We start from the raw sequence: 19,775 nt of genomic DNA, 5'->3' as shown, positions 1-19,775 counted from the left end.
GTGCTGCGCCGACCGGGCAACGGCCCCCTGTGGTCCGTCGCTTGGTCCGCCGACTTCTTTTGGCTTCCAGAGACTTATACGAATCGAACGGGTGGTTGGTTTCCTCACGGAGCGTAATCATCGGCGGGTTGCCGCCCCGGCCGGCGCGGGGGCGCGCCGGGCAGGCCCGCTCCGAGGGAGCCGCGCATGGTGCGCAGAGCGAGCAGCAGGACGCCGATGTCGTCCAGGTAGACCGGGTCGGGCAGCAGGTCGGCCGGCAGCACCAGATAGAGGACGGCGCCCCAGAACACCCAGCGCGGCCCCGTGGGCAGACCCGCCCGCCGCAACTCCCGCCGCGTGCGGACCAGACGGACCAGGACGGCGACGGCGCCGGCCAGCACCAGGATCGCGAGAACGGCGGCGACAGCAAGCAGTACGGTGGTCGACTCCAACGTCACTGCCCTCCTCCCGGTGACCGGCGTGCCGCGGCCCTCTCGGCCACGGCACAGCCTTCTCTGATCGGATTCCCGCTGACGGCCCCGGTATGGCGGCGGGGACCGGACATGCGCGCACGCGTCCGATGCCCCGCCCGATTCCTGTGAAACGCGATATCGCCGCAGGTCATCCCGGTGGACCAGTCAAGTGGCAGCGAGCTGCGGGGGCGCCTGGTAATGGTCATCGGCCTTCCCCACGGAGTCGATCATGACCACTTCGCCTTCGTCACCTCGCTCGAACGAACCGGTCATACCTCCCGAGGCGGCCGGGGCCCGGCCCTCCGACACGACGGCGGCCGCGACCGGCACCCATCGCACCGATCCGCCACGCGCACGGCCCCTGGCGGCGGACCGCGCGGATCCGGTGGAAACCGGGCATCAGCGCGATCCGGTCGCCACGGTCGACCTCGTGGACGCCGTCGCGCACCCGGAGCCGGTGTCCCCACCGGGCCCCGACGCCGCCGCGGCCGGGAAGCCGTACGGCGATCCGGTCAGCGATCTCGTGCACGCGGCCGTGGCGGACCGGCCCCTGGAAGAGGTCGTCGACGTCATCACCGCGCTGGAGCGCTCGCCCGGGCATACGAGGGCCGTGGTCGACGCGCTGCGCGCCGCCGGGATCGACCGGTCCGTGGAGGACGTCACCCGGCTCGTCGCCCTGCTGACCCGGCCGCCGCGCGACGCCGGCAGCGCGGACGAGACGATCCGGGCGGCAACGGCGCACGCCTCCCGGCGGCGGTGCGGGAGGGCACCGGCGTGCTCAGCTCTCGGACGTCGTCGACTCCGGCTCCGGCGCGGGTTCCCCGTCCTCGCCGGGCGCGGCGCGGCGGGGCCTGGTGGTGCCGGTCCGCAGGCGCTCCAGGGTGCGGGTCAGGTGCTGGAGAGGGGAGGGGGAGGCCGTCCGGGGCGGGGGCGGCTGCCGGGCGGCCGGGGTGCCGGCCGCGTCCTGGTACGCGGCCAGCGCCTCGTGCGCGCGTTCGGCGGCCTCGCGGTACAGGTCCCGTGACTTCGTCATGGCCTCGAGCGCCTCGGCGTACATGGCCACCAGCGCCCGCTCACGGGCGAGTTCCTCCTCGGGCGTCAGCAGGTGCCAGTCCTCCCGCAGCGCGGTCAGGGCGTCCCGCGCACCGTCGGGCAGCACGCGCGGCAGCGCGTCGAAGCGGGTCACCGCGTCGACCAGGCCGGCCGGTTCCGTACCGTCCAGGAACACGGCCCGCACGGCGAAGGCGTCGGCGTCGTACCCCTCCGGGACCGGAGCGCCCGGCAGCACCGCGGCCCCTCCTCGCGGGACCCGCACACCGAACTCCCGCAGCGCCCAGTTCGCCACCCGTGACTGCTGGGGCGTGGCCCGGTGCTCCACGACCCGGTGCCGCAGCCCCGGCGGCAGCCAGCGCGCGAGCGGCACCCGGCCGCGCTCGTCGGTGGTCATCGCCTCGTGGACGACGACATGGACGTGCCACGCGTCACGCGCGCACGCGCGCAGCAGCCGTCGTACGGCCTTGTCGTCCTCCGGGAGCGGATGGATCTCTCCCGGCCGCAGGTCCGTCACCGCGTCGTGGTTCCAGTCGGTGTCCGGCTCCTGCCCCCAGAACATCCCGGCCGGGGACGGCCAGGCCTGGTCCCAGGGCTGTTCCGCCTCCGCGGCCAGCGTCCATTCCCGGCCCCGGTCCGTGCCGGGCGCGAGGCTCAGCCGGGCGCGCACGGTGACCCCGCCGGCCACCCGCGTCCGGGCCTCGAAGACCAGGTCGGGAGCGGTCTCGTCGGCGGGGAGTTCGAGGAAGTCGTCGATGTCCCGGCCGTCCTTGAGCCGGCGCAGGCTGCGCCTCAGTGCCTCGTCGGCCCGGCTTCCGGTGTGGCGGCCGCGGGCCAGCCGGACCGTGGGAGGGATCGTGGCGCGGGCTGTGGGGGAGTTCGGCATAGGTCCAGTCGTGAGCGGGGGCACGTTCTCCTGCCAGTATCGTCGCCGTCGGCCGGCGGCATGACGCGGGGCTCCGCCGGACGGCGGGTCACGCCTGCGCCTTCCCGGCCCGCGCGGCCCTCATGTGACATGGGCGCCCGGCGTGTCGCGCGCGGGGTGTGCGCGGCGCACACGCGGTCGGGGCGGTTCACCCGTGGTTCCGGCGGCAGGGACGTCACCACAATGGTCCCGCGAGCGGGGCCGGCCCACCATCCGCATCGGGGCCGGCCCTGCCCGCACCAGGGCCGGACAGGGGCCCCGTCGCGAGGGCGAAAAGCCCGGACCCTACCAGGGGCGTGTCACTCCTGTCGCATATTCCCCCGGAAAACACCAAAGCTCTCACCTCGATCGAGCACACACCGTAGCGTCGACGTCACGTTCGCGGTACAGCCGTGCGAGGAGGGGGATCCGGCGTGCCCGGAATCGACGAGAGTCTGCTGGAAGCCATGCGACTGCCCGGGGCGCGGGGCGCCCTGGTGGTCGACTGGATCAGCGGGCTCGCCCTGGGCGCGGTGGGCGACGCACCGGGCGGCGACGCGGAGGCCACGGCCGCCGAGACCGCCGAACTCGCCCGCCAGGCCATGGAGAGCGGCACGCTCGCGCCGGCCGACGACGGAGGGACGGGGACCGTCGGCAAGGAACCGCCCGTCGAGGACCTGATCCTGACCAGCGCGGACGCGTACCACCTGCTGCGCTTCGTCGTCACGACCTTCGACAGCACGGTCTTCCTGTACCTGTGGCTCGACCGCGCCGACGGCAACCTCGCCCTGGCCCGCATACGCCTGGCCGAGATGGCGGACCGGCTGGTGCTCGGATGACCACGGCGGCACGCACCGGCGGATCCGCGCCCGAGCTGCTCGGCACCCTCGCGGCCGACCACGCCACCGGGGCGCTCTCCACGGAGTCCGGGATCTTCTACCTCTCCGCAGGGCACGTCGTCCACGTCGAATCCGCGTACAGCCCCGACCTCGGCGACCTGCTCACCCGCAGCGGTGCCGTCGCACCGGCCGGCTGGTGGGACGCGGTCGAACGGGCGGGGGCCGTGCACCGGGTCGGCCGGCAGCTCGTGGACAGCGGGCGTCTGACCACCGGGGCCCTGGAACTCTGCCACCTGGGCGCGCTGTTCGACGCCGCGTACTTCGCGCTCGCCCACGGCGGCGCCGCGCTCCGCTTCCGCCCCGGCGTCGCCCACTGGCTCGGCGCGGTCCGCCCCGTACCGGTGGCGACGGTGCTGCGCGAGTCGCGGCGCCGCCGTGACCTGCTGCACCGCATCTGGCCCGACCCGGCCGTCGACACCGCCCCGCTCATCCGCGCGGCCGGCGGCGGCGCCGACCGGCTGCCGCCCCGGCGCGGCCGCACCCTCGCCCTGGTCGACGGCGGGCGCACCGCCGCGCAGATCGCCTCGGTCCTCGCCCACCGCACCTTCCACACCCTCGTCGAACTGCGCCGCCTGGCCGCCGACGGGCTGGTCACCCCCGCGCCACCCCCGCCCGCCACGCCCGTCCACTCCGTCCCCGACGCGGGCGGCGCGGCGTGGGACGAGCCCGACACAGCGCTGCTGAGACGGCTCCTGGACGCCTTGGAGGCACTGTGATCCGCGCGCGCCGGCAGCGTGCCGAAAGGAGACTGCTCATGGCCGTCGAGACCGACGTGCTGGACGAACTGCGTCGGCTCCGCACCCGCATACCCCGGCTGGCGGGCTCCCTCGCGGCCACCGTCGACGGACTCGTCCTGGCCCACGACGTGGCGGACACCGAACCGGAGGGGCTGGCCGCGCTCACCGCCGCCGCGCTCGGGGTCGCGTACCGCATGACGGACGCGGCCGCCCGCGGCGACTTCCGCGAACTCCTCGTGCGCGGCAGCCGGGGGTACATCGCGACCTACGCCGCCGGGACCACCGCCGTCCTCACCCTCCTCGCCGACGACCGCGTCAACGTGGGCCGGCTGCATCTGGAGGGCCGGCGCAGCGGCGCCCGGATCGCGGAGCTGGTGGACACCCACATCGGCCCGGGCGGAGGGCGGCACGCCGACCGGGTCGCGCCCCGGGAACTCCCCGCGCGGGCCCAGGACGCCGATCCGGCCCGGCCCATCGGCACCCTCCCGGTGCGGACCCCGCAACTGCCCGCACACCGGCCCCGGACACAACCCGGCGGCTGACCCCCGGCTTCACCTCCCGGCCGTACGCCTCCGCACGATCCGGCGCCCGGCCCGAACCACCCATCACGACGGAAAGGACACCACTCATGGCGAACACCGAGACCTCCCTCAAGGAATGCCTCAGCTCCATCGACGGCGCGACGGCCGCCGCACTCGTCGACTACACCAGCGGCATGGCCCTCGGCACGCTGGGCGGCGGCAAGGACTTCAACCTGGAGGTCGCCGCGGCGGGCAACACCGACGTCGTACGGTCCAAGCTGCGCACCATGGAGCACCTGGGGCTGAACGAGGAGATCGAGGACATCCTGATCACCCTGAACAGCCAGTACCACCTGATCCGCCTGCTCAAGGGACGCGGCGGCAACGGTCTCTTCCTCTACCTGGTGCTCGAGGCGGGCCGCGCCAACCTGGCCATGGCGCGGCACCAGTTGCGCCGCATCGAGGCCGAGCTGGAGGTCTGAGCCGGGCCCGGGTCCCCGCACGCCGGCAGGGCGTGCGGGGACCCGGGCCCGTGAGCGGGTCAGGCCGCCTCGGGCAGCCAGAGGTCGGGGCCGAAGACCTCGTAGTGGATGGACCGGGCGGGGACCCCGGCGCCGAGCAGCGCGCCGCGCACGGTGCGCATGAACGGCAGCGGTCCGCACAGGTACACCGTCGCGTCCGCCGGGACGTCGATCCCCTCCAGATCCATCAGACCGCTGCGGGCGTCGGGCTCCTCGGGACCGGGACGCTCGTACCAGAACACCGCCTCCGCGTCGGCCAGCCCGTTCACCGTCTCACGGGTCTCCGCGCGCAGGGCGTGCTCGGACGGCGAGCCGTCGGCGTGCAGGACGAGCACCCGCCGTGTGGAACCGGTGGCCCGCAGCCGGGCGAGCATGCCCAGCATCGGGGTGCAGCCGATACCGGCCGAGACCAGGACCAGCGGGGTGTCGGCCTCGTCGAGCGCGACATCGCCGACGGGCACGGACAGGGTGAGCTCGTCGCCGGTGCCGATCCGTTCGAACAGCAGGTTCGACACCTCGCCGTCCGGGGAGCCGTCCTCGCCCGCGACCCGTTTGACGGTGATGCGGCGCAGCTCCTCCCCGGGGTCGGAGGACAGGCTGTACTGGCGCAGCTGGTGCACGCCGTCGGACATGACCAGCTTCACGCTGACGTACTGGCCGGCCCGTGCCTTCGGGGCGGGCCGGCCGTCGGCGGGGCGCACCAGGAACGACACCACGTCGTCCGTCTCCTCGTGGCGCTCCACGACCGTCCACGGACGCCAGATGTCACCCGGCTCGACACCGGCGTCGTGGTACAGACGGGCCTCACGGGCGATGAGGGCCCCGGCCATCAGCCAGTACACCTCGTCCCAGGCGGCCGCCACCTCGGGGGTCACCGCGTCGCCCAGCACCTCCGCGATCGCGCCGAACAGGTACTTGTGGACGATCGTGTACTGGTCGTCGGTGATGCCGACCGCGACGTGCTTGTGCGCGATCCGGGCCAGCAGGGCGTCCGGCCGGCTGTCCGGGTCGGCGAGCAGTGCCTGGGCGAACCCGGCTATGGATCCGGCGAGCGCCCGGCGCTGGGCGCCGCTGGCCTGGTTGCCCCGGTTGAACAGGCCGTCCAGGAGCTCGGGCCGGTCGCGGAACATGGTGCCGTAGAAACGCGTCGTGATCTCGTCGAGCGCCCCGGCCACGGCGGGCAGGGTGGCCCGCAGCACTGCGGCGGACTCTTCGGACAGCATGGGGACTCCCAGGGGCAGGGCGGAACAAGGGGGTTGGACCGCGGATCCGGACCGGCGGCAGAACCTGTATAGCAAGCGCGAACGCCCGTTCCCGGGGGTAACGGTGCCCCTGCGGGCGACGCGGGACCGTCGTCCCGCCGGAACGGGACCTGTGGCCCAGGCGGGCGGCCGCCGGACAGGGCCGACCGGCCCACCGCCCCCCGGGAGGGGCCCCGCCCGCGGTCCCCGCCGGACCCGCCGTCCGGCCGATGCCGTACCGTCACCTTTACTGGACCGTTACCGGTTGCCGGTCGGGAGGCAGCCGGGCGGCGGTGCGGAGGCGAGCGGACAGGAGGCACACGGGTGGAAGGCTCCGAGCGGGACGAGGACGCCCGCGTACGGCTACCGCAGCTGCGCCTCGACGAGCTGCTCGAGGAGCTCCAGTCCCGTATCGACGCGGCCCGCGGCACCCGCGACCGGGTGCACAGCCTGCTGGAGGCCGTGCTCTCGGTCGGCCGGGAGCTGGAGCTGGAACAGGTGCTGCACAGCATCGTGGAGGCCGCCGCGGCGGTGGTGGAGGCGCAGTACGCCGCCCTCGGCGTGATCGGCCCGGACGGCAGGCGGCTGTCCGCCTTCCACACCGTCGGTGTCGGCGAGGAGGAGATCGCCCGCATCGGCCACTACCCCGAGGGCCACGGCATCCTCGGTGAACTGATCCGTCATCCCGAGCCGCTGCGGGTGGCGAAACTCTCCGACCACCCCGCCTCGTACGGCTTCCCGCCCCACCACCCGCCGATGAACACCTTCCTCGGCGTTCCCATCCGGGTCCGCGACCAGGTGTTCGGCAACCTGTACCTGACCGAGAAGCGGGGCGGGGCGCAGTTCGACGAGGAGGACGAGTCGGTCCTGTCCACCCTGGCGGTCGCCGCCGGGGTCGCCATCGACAACGCGCGCCTCTACGAGGAGTCCCGGCAGCGCGAGCGCTGGCTGCGGGCCAACGCCGAGATCACCCACGCGCTGATGTCCGGCAGCGAACGCGGCACGGCCCTCCTGCTCATCGCGGAGCGCGCCCGGGAGATCACCGGCGCCTCCCTCGCCGTGGTCGCGGTACCCATGGCCGGCACCGACTCGCTCACCGTGGAACTGGCCATCGGCCAGGACGCGGACAGCCACCGCGGGCTCGTCGTGCCCGTCGACGGCAGCCTGCTCGGCCGTGCCTTCACCACCGGAGCCCCGGTCACCAGCCCGGACATCGCCAGCGACGAACGGGTCTTCCCGGGCCCGCAGCGCCTCGACGAACTCGGCCCGGCCGTCGCCGTGCCCATCGGGTCGGGCGACAGCGTGCGCGGCATCGCCCTGCTGGCCCGGTCCGCCGACCGCAACCCGTTCGCGGACGAGGAGATCGAGCCCCTGCAGGGCTTCGCCGCCCAGGCGGCCGTGGCGATGGAGCTCGCTGAACGCCGCCAGGACGCCGAGCAGATCGCCGTCCTGGAGGACCGCGACCGTATCGCCCGCGACCTGCACGATCTGGCCATCCAGCGGCTGTTCGCCACCGGCATGACGCTTCAGAGCGCCGGCCGGCTCATCGAGCACAAGGAGGCCTCGGAGCGGGTGCTGCGGGCCGTCGACGACCTCGACGAGACCATCAAGATCATTCGTTCGACCATCTTCGGCCTGCGCTCCCGCACCGCCACCGCGGGCGGCGCCACCGGCCTGCGCGCCCGTGTCGTACGGGTCGTCGGCGAGGCCGCGCCCCTGCTGGGCTTCCCTCCCAGCGTGCGGATGGAGGGCCTGATCGACACCGAGGTGCCCAAGGAGACGGCCGACCACCTGGTGGCCGTCCTCTCCGAGTCCCTGACCAACGTCGCCCGGCACGCACGCGCCGACCGCGCCGACGTGGTCCTCCAGACCGACGGGCGCGAGGTACGGCTGACGGTCGCGGACAACGGCGTGGGCATCCCCTCCGGGGGCCGCCGCAGCGGACTGCGCAATATGGCCGAGCGCGCGGAGCAGCTCGGCGGTACCTTCGACGTCACCGGCTCCGCGGGCGGGGGCACCACACTCCTGTGGCGGGTTCCGGTGGGGGAGCGGTAGGGCTCCGGCCGGCCCCGTGTGTGGTGGGGACCCGGCGGGGGTACCCATGGGGCGACCCCCGGCCGCGGCGGGAGGAGCGTCGAGTGACGGAATGGACCTGGGAGTACAACGGTTACGACCCCGCCGACGCCCGCCTCAGGGAATCGCTGTGCACCCTGGGCAACGGGTACTTCGCCACCCGGGGCGCCCTGGCGGAGTGTTCCGCGGACGAGGTGCACTACCCGGGCACGTACGCGGCCGGCGTCTACAACCGGCTCACCTCCCAGGTCGCCGGACGGCAGGTCGAGAACGAGGACATGGTCAACCTGCCCAACTGGCTCCCGCTGCGCTTCCGCCTGCCGGGGGATCCCTGGCTCACCCCCGACACGGCGACCGTGCTCGACCACGTCGTGACGCTGCACCTGTCCTCGGGGCTGCTGGAGCGCAGGACGCGGTACCGTCTCGGCGCGGGGCGGGCGCTCCTCGTGCGCCAGCTCCGGTTCGTGCACATGGCCGACCCTCATCTGGCGGGTCTGCGCACCGAGTTCACCGCCGAGGGGTTCTCCGGCACCCTGGAGACCGAGGCCGCGCTCGACGGCGGTGTCACCAACGCCGGGGTGCCGCGCTACCGGGATCTGGACGGCCGTCATCTGACCCACGTGCTCACCGGCACGGCCACCGCGGACACGGTGTGGCTGCGGTGCCGCACCCGCACCTCGGACGTGCGGATCGCCTTGGCCGCCCGGCTGACCTCGCCCGCGCCCGTCACGATCGGGGACGACCGCTTCCGCGCCGTGCAGACGACCCGGCTGGAACTGGCCGACGGGCGCACCGCCACCGTCGACAAGATCGTCGCCCTGCACACCTCCCGCGACCCCGCCATCAGCGACCCGCTGCACGCCGCCGTCGACCGGGTGGGCCGGGCGGGCGACTTCGACGCGCTGCTGGCGCCGCACCTGACCGCCTGGGCGCAGCTCTGGCGCCGGGCCGAGCTGGACGTGGACGACGAGGCGGAGCGGGTCCTGCGACTGCACCTCTTCCACGTCCTGCAGACCCTCTCCCCGCACACCGCGGACCTGGACGTCGGGGTCCCCGCGCGGGGTCTGCACGGCGAGGCCTACCGGGGGCATGTCTTCTGGGACGAGCTGTTCGTCCTGCCCTACCTCAACCTGCACTTCCCGGAGGTCTCGCGCGCCCTGCTGCACCACCGCCACCGGCGCCTGGAGCGCGCCCGCACCGCCGCGTGGGACGCGGGGCGCAGGGGCGCGATGTACCCGTGGCAGAGCGGCAGCGACGGGCGGGAGGAGACCCAGCAGCTGCACCTCAACCCCCGCTCGGGGCGCTGGCTGCCCGACCACTCCCACCTCCAGCACCACGTGGGATCGGCGATCGCCTACAACGTGTGGCAGTACTGCGAGGCCAGCGGCGACGAGGAGTTCCTGCACACCAAGGGCGCCGAGATGCTGCTGCAGATCTCCCGGTTCTGGGCGGACTCGGCCGTCTTCGACGACCGGATCGGCCGGTACCGCATCAAGGGCGTCCTCGGTCCCGACGAGTACCACGACGCCTACCCGGACGCCGACGAACCCGGCCTCGACGACAACGCGTACACCAATGTCACGGCCACCTGGGTGCTCGCCCGCACCCTGGACGTGCTGCGCGGCCTGCCCGAGCCGCGGCGCCGGGAACTCGCCGAGCGGACCGGGCTGGACGAGGGCGAACTGGAGGAGTGGGACGACATCTCCCGCCTGCTCCACGTCCCCTTCCACGACGGTGTCATCAGCCAGTTCGAGGGCTACGCGGAACTCGCGGAACTCGACTGGCGGGGCTACCGCCGCCGCTACGGCGACATCCGGCGCCTGGACCGGATCCTGGAGGCGGAGGGCGACACCGTCAACCGCTACCAGGCCTCCAAGCAGGCGGACGTCCTGATGCTGGGGTACCTGTTCTCGCCCGCCGAACTCCAGGGTGTCTTCGGCCGGCTGGGGCTGAGCCTCGACGAACGGATCTGGCGGCGCACGGTGGACCACTACCTGCACCGCACCAGCCACGGCTCCACCCTCAGCGGCCTGGTCCACGGCTGGGTCCTGGCCCGGGCCCGGCGCGCGGACGCCTGGAAGTTCTGCCAGGAGGCCCTTCAGGCGGACATCGCCGACATCCAGGGCGGCACCACCGGAGAGGGCATCCACCTCGGCGCGATGGCCGGCACGCTCGATCTGGTCCAGCGCGGACTGACCGGTCTCGAGACCCGCGGCGGAGCCCTGTGGCTCGACCCGGTGCCCCTGCCGGAACTGTCCTCCTACGGCTTCACGCTGCGCTACCACGGCCACTGGGGCGTGCGGCTGCGGCTGGAGCGCGGTCTGCTGGAGATCACGGTGCCCGCGTCCGGCCGTTCCCCGATCGAGGTGCACCTCCCGGACCGCCGCACGGTCCGTGTCGAGCCGGGCGAGACCGGCCGGCTGACCCTCCCGGACTGACCGGCGCCGGGCGCCCGCCCGGTCCGGGACCGGGCGGGCGCCCGAGAGGGTGGCTCCGGGGAGGGGCGGCTCAGGCGCCGCTCTCCCGCAGCATGTCCTCGCGCTCGACGATCTTCACGCGCTCGCGGCCCTGGGGCTCGCCCAGCGCCTTCTCCGCGGCGTCCAGGCGGTACCAGCCGTCCCAGGTGGTGAAGCGGATGCCGCGCTCGGCGAGGAACGCGTCCACCGCCTCCGGAGCCGGGGACCCGGGCGTGAGGAGGCGCCCGCCCGCGTAGTCCTCCAGCAGGTTCGCCACGGTCTCGTTGGCGTCGCCCTTGGTGTGACCGATCAGGCCCACCGGACCGCGCCGGATCCAGCCGGTGACGTACGTGGACGGCAGGTGCTCGCCGGTCTCCTGGACGACCCGGCCGCCCCGGTCCGGGACGGTGCCGGAGTCGATGTCCCAGGGCAGCTTGGGGAGCGTGTCGGAGAGGTAGCCGACGGCCCGGTAGACCGCGCTGACGTCCCAGTCCTTGAACTCGCCGGTGCCCTTGACGTTGCCGGTGCCGTCGAGTGCGGTGCGCTCGGTGCGCAGGCCGACGACCTTGCCGTCCTCGCCGAGGATCTCCACGGGGGACTCGAAGAAGTGCAGGAACAGCTTGTGCGGACGGTCGCCGGTGTCGCGGATCGCCCAGTTCTCCAGGGTCTTGGCGACCATGTCGGCCTGCTTGTTGCCGCGCCGGGTGGCGATCGAACCCTCGTCGTAGTCGATGTCCTCGGGGTCGACGACGACCTCGATGGTGGGGGAGTGGTCGAGCTCCCGCAGCTCCATCGGGCTGAACTTCGCCTGTGCCGGGCCCCGGCGCCCGAACACGTGGACCTCCAGGGCCTTGTTGGCCTTCAGGCCCTCGTACACGTTCGGCGGGATCTCCGTCGGCAGCAGCTCGTCGGCGGTCTTGGCGAGGATCCGCGCGACGTCGAGGGCGACGTTCCCGACGCCGAGCACGGCGACCTTCTCGGCCTGGAGGGGCCAGGTGCGCGGCACGTCGGGGTGGCCGTCGTACCAGGAGACGAAGTCCGCGGCGCCGTAGGAGCCGTCCAGGTCGATGCCCGGGACCGGCAGCGCGCGGTCGGCCGTGGCGCCGGTGGCGAAGATCACGCCGTCGTAGAACGTGCGCAGGTCGTCGAGGTGGAGGTCGGTGCCGTAGTCCACATTGCCGAACAGACGGATCTGCGGCTTGTCGAGCACCTGGTGGAGGGCGGTGATGATGCCCTTGATCCGCGGGTGGTCGGGGGCGACGCCGTACCGGATCAGCCCGAACGGCGCCGGCATGCGCTCGAAGATGTCGATGGACACGCCCGGTTCGGCGGCGACGTCGGACTTGAGCAGGGCGTCGGCGGCGTAGATCCCGGCGGGGCCGGATCCGACGATGGCTACCCGCAGGGGGCGGGGCATGGTCAGTTCCCTTCGAGTGATGACAGGCGACTCGTGAGGAAGCCTAAACTGAGGCATGCCTTACTTGGTACGCGGGTCCGTTCTATGAGCTCATAAGTATCCCTTATGACTACTCCACGGGTCCGCTTATGCCTCAGGGGAGGGGCTGCTCAGCCCAGATGACCTTGCCGGCGGGAAGATAGCGGGTGCCCCAGCGTTCGGCGAGCTGGGCCACCAGGAACAGCCCGCGTCCGCCCTCGTCCGTCATCGTCGCGTACCGCAGGTGCGGCGAGGTGCTGCTGCTGTCGTAGACCTCGCAGACCAGATTGCGGTCGTGCAGCATGCGCACCTGGATCGGGCTGCCGCCGTAGCGGAGCGCGTTGGTGACCAGCTCGCTCAGGATCAGCTCCGTGCCGAACGTGAGCTCCTCCAGCCCCCACTCGGCCAGCTTCCGGGCGACCGCGGCCCGCACCTCGCCGACGGCCGCAGGGACCGACGGCACCGGCCACTCGGCGATCCGGTCGGCGGCCAGCGCCCGTGTCCGCGCCACGATCAGGGCGATGTCGTCCCCGGCCCGGACCGGCCGCCGGGACTCCAGTACGACCCTGCAGGTGTCCTCGGGGGAGTCCCCGGCCCGGGACAGCGCCTCGCGCAGCTGCTCCAGGCCGACGTCGATGTCCTGCGCGCGGTCCTCGACCAGCCCGTCGGTGTAGAGGACCAGCCTGCTGCCCTCCGGCAGCTCCAGATCGGCCGACTCGAACGGGAGACCGCCGAGCCCCAGCGGGGGACCGGCGGGCACGTCCGGGAACTCCACGCTGCCGTCCGGCCGGACCAGGGCCGGCGGGGGATGGCCCGCGCGGGCGACGGTGCAGTGCCGCGTGACCGGGTCGTACACGGCGTACAGACAGGTCGCCCCGGTCACCGGTGCCACCTGCTCGTCCTGGGCCTCGTCCTGGTCGATGCGGGCGACGAGCTCGTCGAGCAGGCCGAGGAGTTCGTCGGGCGGGAGGTCCAGCGCGGAGAAGTTGTGCACCGCCGTGCGCAGCCGTCCCATCGTTGCCGCCGCGTGCAGGCCGTGCCCGACGACGTCACCGACCACCAGCGCCACCCGCGCGCCGGACAGCGGCAGGACGTCGAACCAGTCCCCGCCCACCCCGGCCTGCGCCGGAAGGTAGCGGTAGGCGATCTCCAGGGCGCTCTGCTCCGGCAGGCTGCGCGGCAGCAGGCTCTGCTGGAGCGTCACCGCCATGCTGTGCTCGCGCGTGTAGCGGCGCGCGTTGTCGATGGAGACCGCGGCCCTGGCCACCAGCTCCTCGGCCAGGGCCAGCTCCTCGGCGTCGAACGGGTCCGGCTTCCGTGAACGCCAGAAACTGACCACGCCCAGCACCAGGGAGCCGGCCCGCAGCGGCACGGTGATCAGCGAGTGGATGCCGAAGTCCACGATCTGACCGGAGCGCTCGACGTCCTGCGCCTGCCAGCCCGGCGCCTCGTCGAGCCGGGGCTCGAGGACCGGGCGGCCGCTCGCCAGGCTCTGGCCCTGCGGGGACGACGCGACGAAGCGGATCTTCTCGTTCCTGGGGTAGAGCGGCGCGTCGTCGGCGATCCCCGTCACGGCCGTGCGTCGCAGGGCGGCGGCCGCGTCCGGCTGGCCGCCGGCCAGCACCGACTCGAACAGGTCCACCGTGACGAAGTCGGCGAACCGGGGCACGGCCAGCTCGGCGAGCTCCTCGGCCGTGCGGGTGACGTCCAGGCTCGTCCCGATGCCCACCCCCGCGTCGTACAGCATGTCGAGCCGCTCGCGGGAGGCCTCGGCCCGGCCGGACAGGGCCCGCAGCTCGGTGGAGTCGCGGACCGTGGCGACGCTGCCGCGCGGGCCGCCCGCGCGGTCGGTGGGCCGCTGGTTGACCGCCAGCAGCCGGTCGCCCACCCGGTGCACCTCGTCGGTGGCCACCCGTCCCGAGGACAGCAGGTCGGCGGTGCCGGGGTCGAGGCCGATGTCCAGCACATGCCGGCCCTCGGCGTCCTCGGGCAGGCTGAGCAGACGGCGCGCCTCGTCGTTGGCGAGCATCAGGGTGCCGTCACCGTCGACGATGATCACCCCTTCGCGCACCGCGTGGAGCACCGCGTCGTGGTGCTCGTACATCCGGGTCATCTCGTGCGGGCCGAGGCCGTGGGTCTGCCGCAGCAGCCGTCTGCTGACCAGGGCCGCGCCCCCGGTGGCCAGGGCGAGCGCGGCGAGCGCCGCGCTCAGGACGAGCGGCAGCTGGGCCTCCGCGGCCCCGCCGACGTTCTCGGTGGTGATGCCGGCCGACACCAGGCCCACCACCGTGCCGTCGCCGTCCTCGACCGGCACCACCGCCTGCACCAGCTGTCCGATGGTGCCCTCGATCTCCTCCACGACCGGCTCCCCGGCCAGCGCGGGCTCGATGGTGCCGACGAACTGCTTGCCGATGCGGTCCGGTTTGGGATGCGTGTAGCGGATGCCGCCGGTGTTCATGACGACGACGAAGTCGACGCGCGCCTGCTCGCGGGCCGCCTCGGCGCGCGGCTGGAGCACCGCCGTGGGGTCGGGGGAGTCCAGTGCCTCGACCATGCCCGGCGCGTTCGCGAAGGTCTCCGCGACGGCGAGCGAACGGTTGCGGGCCTCCTGCGTAGTGTCCCTTCGCACCTGGAGCACCAGTGCCACGACGGCGGCCACGACCAGCAGCAGGACGATCACCAGATGCAGGACGAACACCTGTCCGGCGACACTGCGCCCGCTCAGTACCGACCGCAGTGCCGCCACCGGATGCCACCGAGAGCGGCCGCCTCCCTCCCGTCGGCGCCGGGCGGACGCCGCGGCGCCGGGCGGCAGGGGCGACCGGGTCTGGGATCGACCCACGAGTCGGACCATGTGCCATGTCTACACCGCCGCGCCACGCGAGGCGAGGGGCGGCCCCCGGCCGACCGGCGGGCCGCCCCTCGTCCTCGCACCGGCTTCGCGGGTCGCGCGCGGCCTTCCCCCCTCGGCCGCGCGCGACCCTCCCCCTGCGCGACTCGTCCCCCGAAGGTCGCGCGCGTTCCATGACCGGGCCACCCCGGAAGATCCGCCCGATGCCTCAGTCGGCCAGTGCGCGGGCGAGTTCCGTGGTGGCGCGGGCGATCTCGGTGTCCGGCTCGGTCAGCAGCCGGCTCAGGTCGCCGCGCCGGGCGCGCACCGCCTGCCGGGCGGCCCGCTCCCAGACCACCGGGTTCTCCCGGTGGTTGAGCAGCTTGGGGTACGCGGCGGCGGTGCTCTCCCACTGCCGGGCGTCGGCGATGGCCTTGAGCAGCTCGATGATCCGGGCCCGGCAGGTGACGTGCGGGAGCTGGGCCAGCTCCCAGAGGAAGGGGACCGTGGCGGCGGTCGCCTGCTCCGTGACGAAGCCGTACTGGCAAATCCGTTTCCGCAGATCCTCCAGGGCGGCCAGGGCCGTACCGGGGTCCCCCCAGGCGATGCCGTTGAGCAGCAGCGGGATCGCCGCCGCCGATCCGGTGGAGTCCTGCATGTCGGCCCACGGCACGCGGGACAGTGCCGTGAGGGGCGTGGTCCGTGCCACTCCGGTGGGGGACGTGTGGCGCACAGGGCGCTCGCTGCTCGGCTGTTCCGTCGAAGCGCTGCGCATGGCGTGGGTGCCTTTCCGCGGCAGTCGTGTCAGGTGGGCGGGTGGGTCGACAACCGGGCCCACACCGTCTTGCCGGCCGGAGCCGCCGGGGCCCAGCCCCACGCCTCGGACAGGGCGTCGACGATGTACAGCCCCCGGCCGTGCTCCTCCAGGCCGGAGCAGGCACCGGGCGTGCGGACGGGCGGGTGGTCGTCGGGGTCGGAGACGGTGAGCAGGAGGTGCGCCGGTTCCAGGTGGAATCCGAGCCGGACGTCGGGCACACCCGCGCGGCCCGGTGCCGCGTGGGTCACGGCGTTGGCGGCCAGCTCGGTCATCACGAGGGTGGCGTCGTCGCAGCGGTGGCCGAGCGACCAGACGTCCAGGGTGTCCCGTGTGAAGGACCGCGCACGGGCGAGGCCCTCCGGACCGCAGGTGATGCGCAGCGCCGCCGAGGCGGACACGGCGCGGACCGTCTCCCGCACCGGGTGAGGATCCCCGTACGGCACCGCCGGGAGCGGTGCGTGGGGGGATGCCGGGGCCGTGCCGGGACCACCCACCGGTATCACGGCCACGGCCGGCGGCCGGAGCACTGGATGCGCAGGTGATGACACGGCATCTCCTCGATGCGTCGTCAGGACAAGGCGCCTACATGGGGGTTGACGCCGCGGCTATTATCCACGCTGACAACGCCCGCGTGCAATTGCACGAGAAATTGCGCGAGATTTTTCGCCATGTGGGAAGCCGCGGGTGGCGGGAAGCCGTGGGCGGCGGGGAACGCGAACAGCAAGGAGACAGCGGTGCCAGGAGTGCGGAACGGAGTGCGGGCCAGCCAGTTGGACGCCCGCTGGATCAAGAGCCGGCACAGCAACGCCGAGGGCAACTGTGTCGAAGTGGCCCCGCTGACCGACGGGGGGATCGCCGTGCGCAACTCCCGTGACCCCGACGGCCCCGCCCTCGTCTACACGGCCGCGGAGCTGGCCGCCTTCCTGGCCGGCGCGAAGGACGGCGAGTTCGACCATCTCGTCTGACGCGACCCGGGAGCCGGCGCCGTCCGCCCGGCGCGGCGCCGGTGAAACGGAATTCAAGCACCCACTTCTGCGGGGCCTCCCCCGCGCGGATGCGGTGAGGCCCTGTCAGATGCGATAGTGTAAACCGCCCTTGTGCCGGTCTGCTGGGAGTCAGGATGTCCGCCGCGTCGCATCGAATCTCCCGTCTGGAACCCTATCTGGACAGGCCCGAGCCCGCGCCGACCCTCTTGAAGATGCTGGTCGGCGTGCAGCTGGCGGGCTTCCGCGAGGACGCCGCGCTGTCCCAGGACCAGGCGGCGCGCTCCGTCGGCTTCAGCGGGGCGAAGCTGTCCCGCATCGAGTCCGGCAAGGGCCGCCGCCCACCGACCGAGCGTGATGTCCGCGCGCTGCTGGATCTGTACGGCACCGACGACTACGAGGCCTCGGTGCTGCTCAAACTGCTCCAGCGGGCCGGAGAGCCGGGCTGGTGGCAGCGGTACGACAAGCGGCTGATGCCCGAGTGGTTCGACCGCCTGGTCGGGCTCCAGGAGGCCGCCGCCACGATCCGCACCTTCGAGATCCAGTACGTCCCCGGACTGCTGCAGACCGCCGCCTACACCCGCGCGGTGGTCGAGCGGGGGCTGCCGAACGCCCCGGCGAGCGAGGTGCAGCGCCGGGTCGAACTGCGCATGCGCCGTGCCGAGTTGCTGCGGCGCGAGGGCGCGCCGCAGCTGTGGGCCGTCATCGACGAGTCGGTCCTGCTGCGCGTCCTGGGCAGTCCCGCGGTGATGCGCGAGCAGCTCGAGCACCTGGTGACGATGGCCGGGCGGGCCAATGTGACGCTGCAGATCGTGCCGCTGGACGTGACGAACGCGTCGGCTCCCGCGATCCCGGTGACCTATCTGCGCTTCGGCGGGCTCGACCTGCCCGACGTGGTCTACCTGGAGCACATCAGGAGCGCCAACTTCCTCGAGGACCTGGACGAGACGGAGGAGTACCGGATCGCGCTGGACCGCCTCGCCGACGAGGCGCTCAAGCCCCGCGACTCCGTGGAACTGCTGCGCACCACCATCCAGGAGCGCTACGCCTAGCACGCGATACGTCTCGTACAGCTACGCCTCTTCGCCGCACGGCAGGCCCACGAGGGCGGCGTACGACACATGCAGTTGACGCCTTCGGTGCGTGGTTGAGTCAGGAGACGTGCTCAACCAGCTCATGTGGCACCTCGCAGCGTGGAAGGAAACGGAACCAGCAGAGCCCCCGGAGTGTCGACGGCGTCGAGTGGAGACAACACCGCCAACGACCGGGGGCTCTGTCACATCGCCATCCCCTGACCTGACCAATTCACCTTCACAACACAGAGGAAGGAGACTCAGTCATCACTTGCTGGACAAGGCTTCAGCCCTTCGGGGCGATCGGCCCCGGTTCAGGCATTCGATGACAGGCCGAGATATGTACCGTTGAGCGTCCCGAACGAGTTCACCGGGCTGCTCTCTGCGAGGGTTGTTCCGAAGCAGACCGACCAGGAGTTCGCCCCAACCCCCGAGGACGGGCACTTCCAGTCGCCCAAGTGCGTGCCCGAGGCGGTATACAGATCCATACGCGCTTCCGCGCCATAGAGGCTAGATCGGTTGTTGCGCACGATCACCGCTGCCTGGACCCCGCTTCCGTTGGACGACCTGATCGCGCAGGCCTGCGCGATCACGCCGGTGGCGATCGTCTCACTGCTGGCGCAACGCCACGTGCTGGAGCTGGAAGTGATCGGGTTTGTGTTGCCGTAAGCACGCCAGGCACCGGCCGCAGCCGGAGCGGGAACGGCGACAGTGGAGCCGACCCAGGAGCGCAGGTCGTCCGCACGGGTGCTGACCGCGCCGGTCCGGGTTACGGCCGGATCGGTGCCGAAGCAACCTCCCTGCCAGGATTTGCTGCTGACGGCGACCAGCTCGGCCTTGCCGTCGGCCAGGCGCACGGCCGGGCCGCCGGTGTCGCCCATGCAGACGCTCGCGCCGTTCTCGCCGGTGGTGGCGACCGTCTCCGCGGTGACCGAGTCGACGGTGAAGGTGCCGCTGTGCAGGCGCAGCGGGGCCCATTCGGTGGCGGTGCGGCCGTAGCCGGCCACCGTCAGCTTTTCGCCGGGCGTGGCTGCGGCGGCGGCCAGACTCACGGGCGTGATGCTGGTGACCGGGCGGCTGAGCCGCGCCAGGACGGCGTCCCGTGACGGGTGTGCGACGAGTTCCACGACGGTGCGGGTCTCGCCGCCGGAGGTCGTGAGGTCGGTGCGGCCGATGGTCGCGGTGGTCTTGAGCTTGGGCGCGCCGGTGGGTATGGCGAGGCTCGCGTCCGGGTCGTCGGCGAAACAGCTGCTGGCGGTGAGCAGCCAGTACGGGTGTACCAGGGCGGCGGAGCAGGCCTTCTGGCCGTCGCCGATTTCGAGGCGGGTGGTGAACGCGAGCGTGCCGTCGACCGCGGCGGTGCCGGAGACGGCGTTCGCGGGGGTGGCGCTCAGCGCCAGCAGCGCGGCGACGAGTGCCGCGGCGAGGCGTGTGGGGAATGCTCTGGTGAAGGGGGCGCGGCGATGGCCTCTGAGGTGTCGCATGACCTTGGTTTCCTTGGTGGGAGACGTGTGGCTCACGCGCTCGACGGGCCCCCGCAGGGACGGAGCCGAGGCGCGGGTGAGGGTGCTGCTCGGCGGATCTGATGTTCAGTGGAGACGTGGTCTCGGGCACCCGGTGTGGCGTCCCGTGAGGACTCGCAGTCCGCGCGAGACCACGTCTTCACGATGTCGGTGCGATATACGCGTGGTCAGCCGATCTTGGTTCGGTCCCAGGTCCAGGATCCGGTGCCGGAGTCCCAGGCCTTGACGGGTGCGTTGATGCCGGTGCCGGTGGAGGTGAA

General features: G+C 72.9%; 16 protein-coding genes. 8 read left to right on the top strand and 8 right to left on the bottom strand.

The window, feature by feature from the left end; genetic code table 11:
• Window positions 1-104: 104 nt before the first annotated feature.
• Complete coding sequence (locus F1615_RS12325) at window positions 105-431, bottom strand: YkvA family protein (RefSeq protein WP_167533727.1); 327 nt, start codon at window positions 429-431, stop codon at window positions 105-107.
• Between the two features lie 799 nt (window positions 432-1,230).
• Complete coding sequence (locus F1615_RS12315; RefSeq protein WP_149548980.1) at window positions 1,231-2,388, bottom strand: hypothetical protein; 1,158 nt, start codon at window positions 2,386-2,388, stop codon at window positions 1,231-1,233.
• 452 nt (window positions 2,389-2,840) lie between these two features.
• Between F1615_RS12315 and F1615_RS12310 the strand changes: the two genes are divergently transcribed.
• The 4 genes from F1615_RS12310 (at window position 2,841) to F1615_RS12295 (ending at window position 5,045) form a co-directional block, all read left to right on the top strand.
• Window positions 2,841-3,245, top strand: coding sequence for a hypothetical protein (locus F1615_RS12310; RefSeq protein WP_149548979.1), 405 nt, complete (start codon window positions 2,841-2,843; stop codon window positions 3,243-3,245).
• Window positions 3,242-4,021 carry a hypothetical protein gene (locus F1615_RS12305; RefSeq protein WP_149548978.1) on the top strand — a complete coding sequence of 260 codons (780 nt, stop codon included), beginning with the start codon at window positions 3,242-3,244 and terminating at the stop codon, window positions 4,019-4,021. Before F1615_RS12310 ends, F1615_RS12305 begins: the two co-directional genes overlap by 4 nt.
• A 38-nt stretch (window positions 4,022-4,059) precedes the next feature.
• A complete protein-coding gene (locus F1615_RS12300; RefSeq protein WP_149548977.1) occupies window positions 4,060-4,584 on the top strand; it encodes a roadblock/LC7 domain-containing protein in 525 nt (174 codons plus the stop codon).
• Between the two features lie 86 nt (window positions 4,585-4,670).
• Window positions 4,671-5,045 (top strand): hypothetical protein, encoded by a 375-nt coding sequence (locus F1615_RS12295; protein WP_037928407.1) that lies wholly within the window; start codon window positions 4,671-4,673, stop codon window positions 5,043-5,045.
• Between the two features lie 59 nt (window positions 5,046-5,104).
• Here F1615_RS12295 and F1615_RS12290 read toward each other — a convergent pair whose 3' ends face one another.
• The gene (locus F1615_RS12290; RefSeq protein WP_149548976.1) at window positions 5,105-6,307 is read right to left on the bottom strand and encodes a globin domain-containing protein; all 1,203 of its coding nucleotides are present in this window, start codon (window positions 6,305-6,307) and stop codon (window positions 5,105-5,107) included.
• 342 nt (window positions 6,308-6,649) lie between these two features.
• Here F1615_RS12290 and F1615_RS12285 point away from each other — a divergent pair, with 342 nt between their 5' ends.
• Entirely contained in the window at window positions 6,650-8,380 is a 1,731-nt protein-coding gene (locus F1615_RS12285; protein WP_149548975.1) for a GAF domain-containing sensor histidine kinase, read from the top strand.
• A gap of 83 nt (window positions 8,381-8,463) precedes the next feature.
• Window positions 8,464-10,836: a glycoside hydrolase family 65 protein gene (locus tag F1615_RS12280; RefSeq protein ID WP_149548974.1), complete on the top strand. Its 2,373-nt coding sequence runs from the start codon at window positions 8,464-8,466 to the stop codon at window positions 10,834-10,836.
• Window positions 10,837-10,906: 70 nt separating this feature from the next.
• Here F1615_RS12280 and F1615_RS12275 read toward each other — a convergent pair whose 3' ends face one another.
• From F1615_RS12275 to F1615_RS12260, 4 genes are all read right to left on the bottom strand, one after another.
• Window positions 10,907-12,271: an FAD-dependent oxidoreductase gene (locus F1615_RS12275; protein WP_149548973.1), complete on the bottom strand. Its 1,365-nt coding sequence runs from the start codon at window positions 12,269-12,271 to the stop codon at window positions 10,907-10,909.
• A gap of 133 nt (window positions 12,272-12,404) precedes the next feature.
• Window positions 12,405-15,143 (bottom strand): SpoIIE family protein phosphatase, encoded by a 2,739-nt coding sequence (locus F1615_RS12270; RefSeq protein WP_149548972.1) that lies wholly within the window; start codon window positions 15,141-15,143, stop codon window positions 12,405-12,407.
• A gap of 205 nt (window positions 15,144-15,348) precedes the next feature.
• Window positions 15,349-15,894: a hypothetical protein gene (locus tag F1615_RS12265; RefSeq protein ID WP_149548971.1), complete on the bottom strand. Its 546-nt coding sequence runs from the start codon at window positions 15,892-15,894 to the stop codon at window positions 15,349-15,351.
• A gap of 29 nt (window positions 15,895-15,923) precedes the next feature.
• Window positions 15,924-16,508: an ATP-binding protein gene (locus F1615_RS12260; RefSeq protein WP_149548970.1), complete on the bottom strand. Its 585-nt coding sequence runs from the start codon at window positions 16,506-16,508 to the stop codon at window positions 15,924-15,926.
• A 162-nt stretch (window positions 16,509-16,670) separates the two neighbouring features.
• Between F1615_RS12260 and F1615_RS12255 the strand changes: the two genes are divergently transcribed.
• Together F1615_RS12255 and F1615_RS12250 are read left to right on the top strand one after the other, a co-directional pair.
• Window positions 16,671-16,901 carry a DUF397 domain-containing protein gene (locus F1615_RS12255; RefSeq protein WP_149548969.1) on the top strand — a complete coding sequence of 77 codons (231 nt, stop codon included), beginning with the start codon at window positions 16,671-16,673 and terminating at the stop codon, window positions 16,899-16,901.
• 155 nt (window positions 16,902-17,056) lie between these two features.
• Window positions 17,057-17,971 carry a helix-turn-helix domain-containing protein gene (locus tag F1615_RS12250; RefSeq protein WP_149548968.1) on the top strand — a complete coding sequence of 305 codons (915 nt, stop codon included), beginning with the start codon at window positions 17,057-17,059 and terminating at the stop codon, window positions 17,969-17,971.
• A 335-nt stretch (window positions 17,972-18,306) separates the two neighbouring features.
• Here the strand turns inward: F1615_RS12250 and F1615_RS12245 are convergent, their stop codons facing one another.
• Complete coding sequence (locus F1615_RS12245; RefSeq protein WP_244328706.1) at window positions 18,307-19,512, bottom strand: trypsin-like serine protease; 1,206 nt, start codon at window positions 19,510-19,512, stop codon at window positions 18,307-18,309.
• Between the last annotated feature and the right edge of the window lie 263 nt (window positions 19,513-19,775).

The organism is Streptomyces marokkonensis (assembly GCF_008312835.1).
In the GTDB taxonomy this organism is placed as follows: domain Bacteria; phylum Actinomycetota; class Actinomycetes; order Streptomycetales; family Streptomycetaceae; genus Streptomyces; species Streptomyces marokkonensis_A.
Note: the sequence above shows the minus strand (reverse complement) of the source record. Positions and strands in the feature narration are given on the sequence as shown.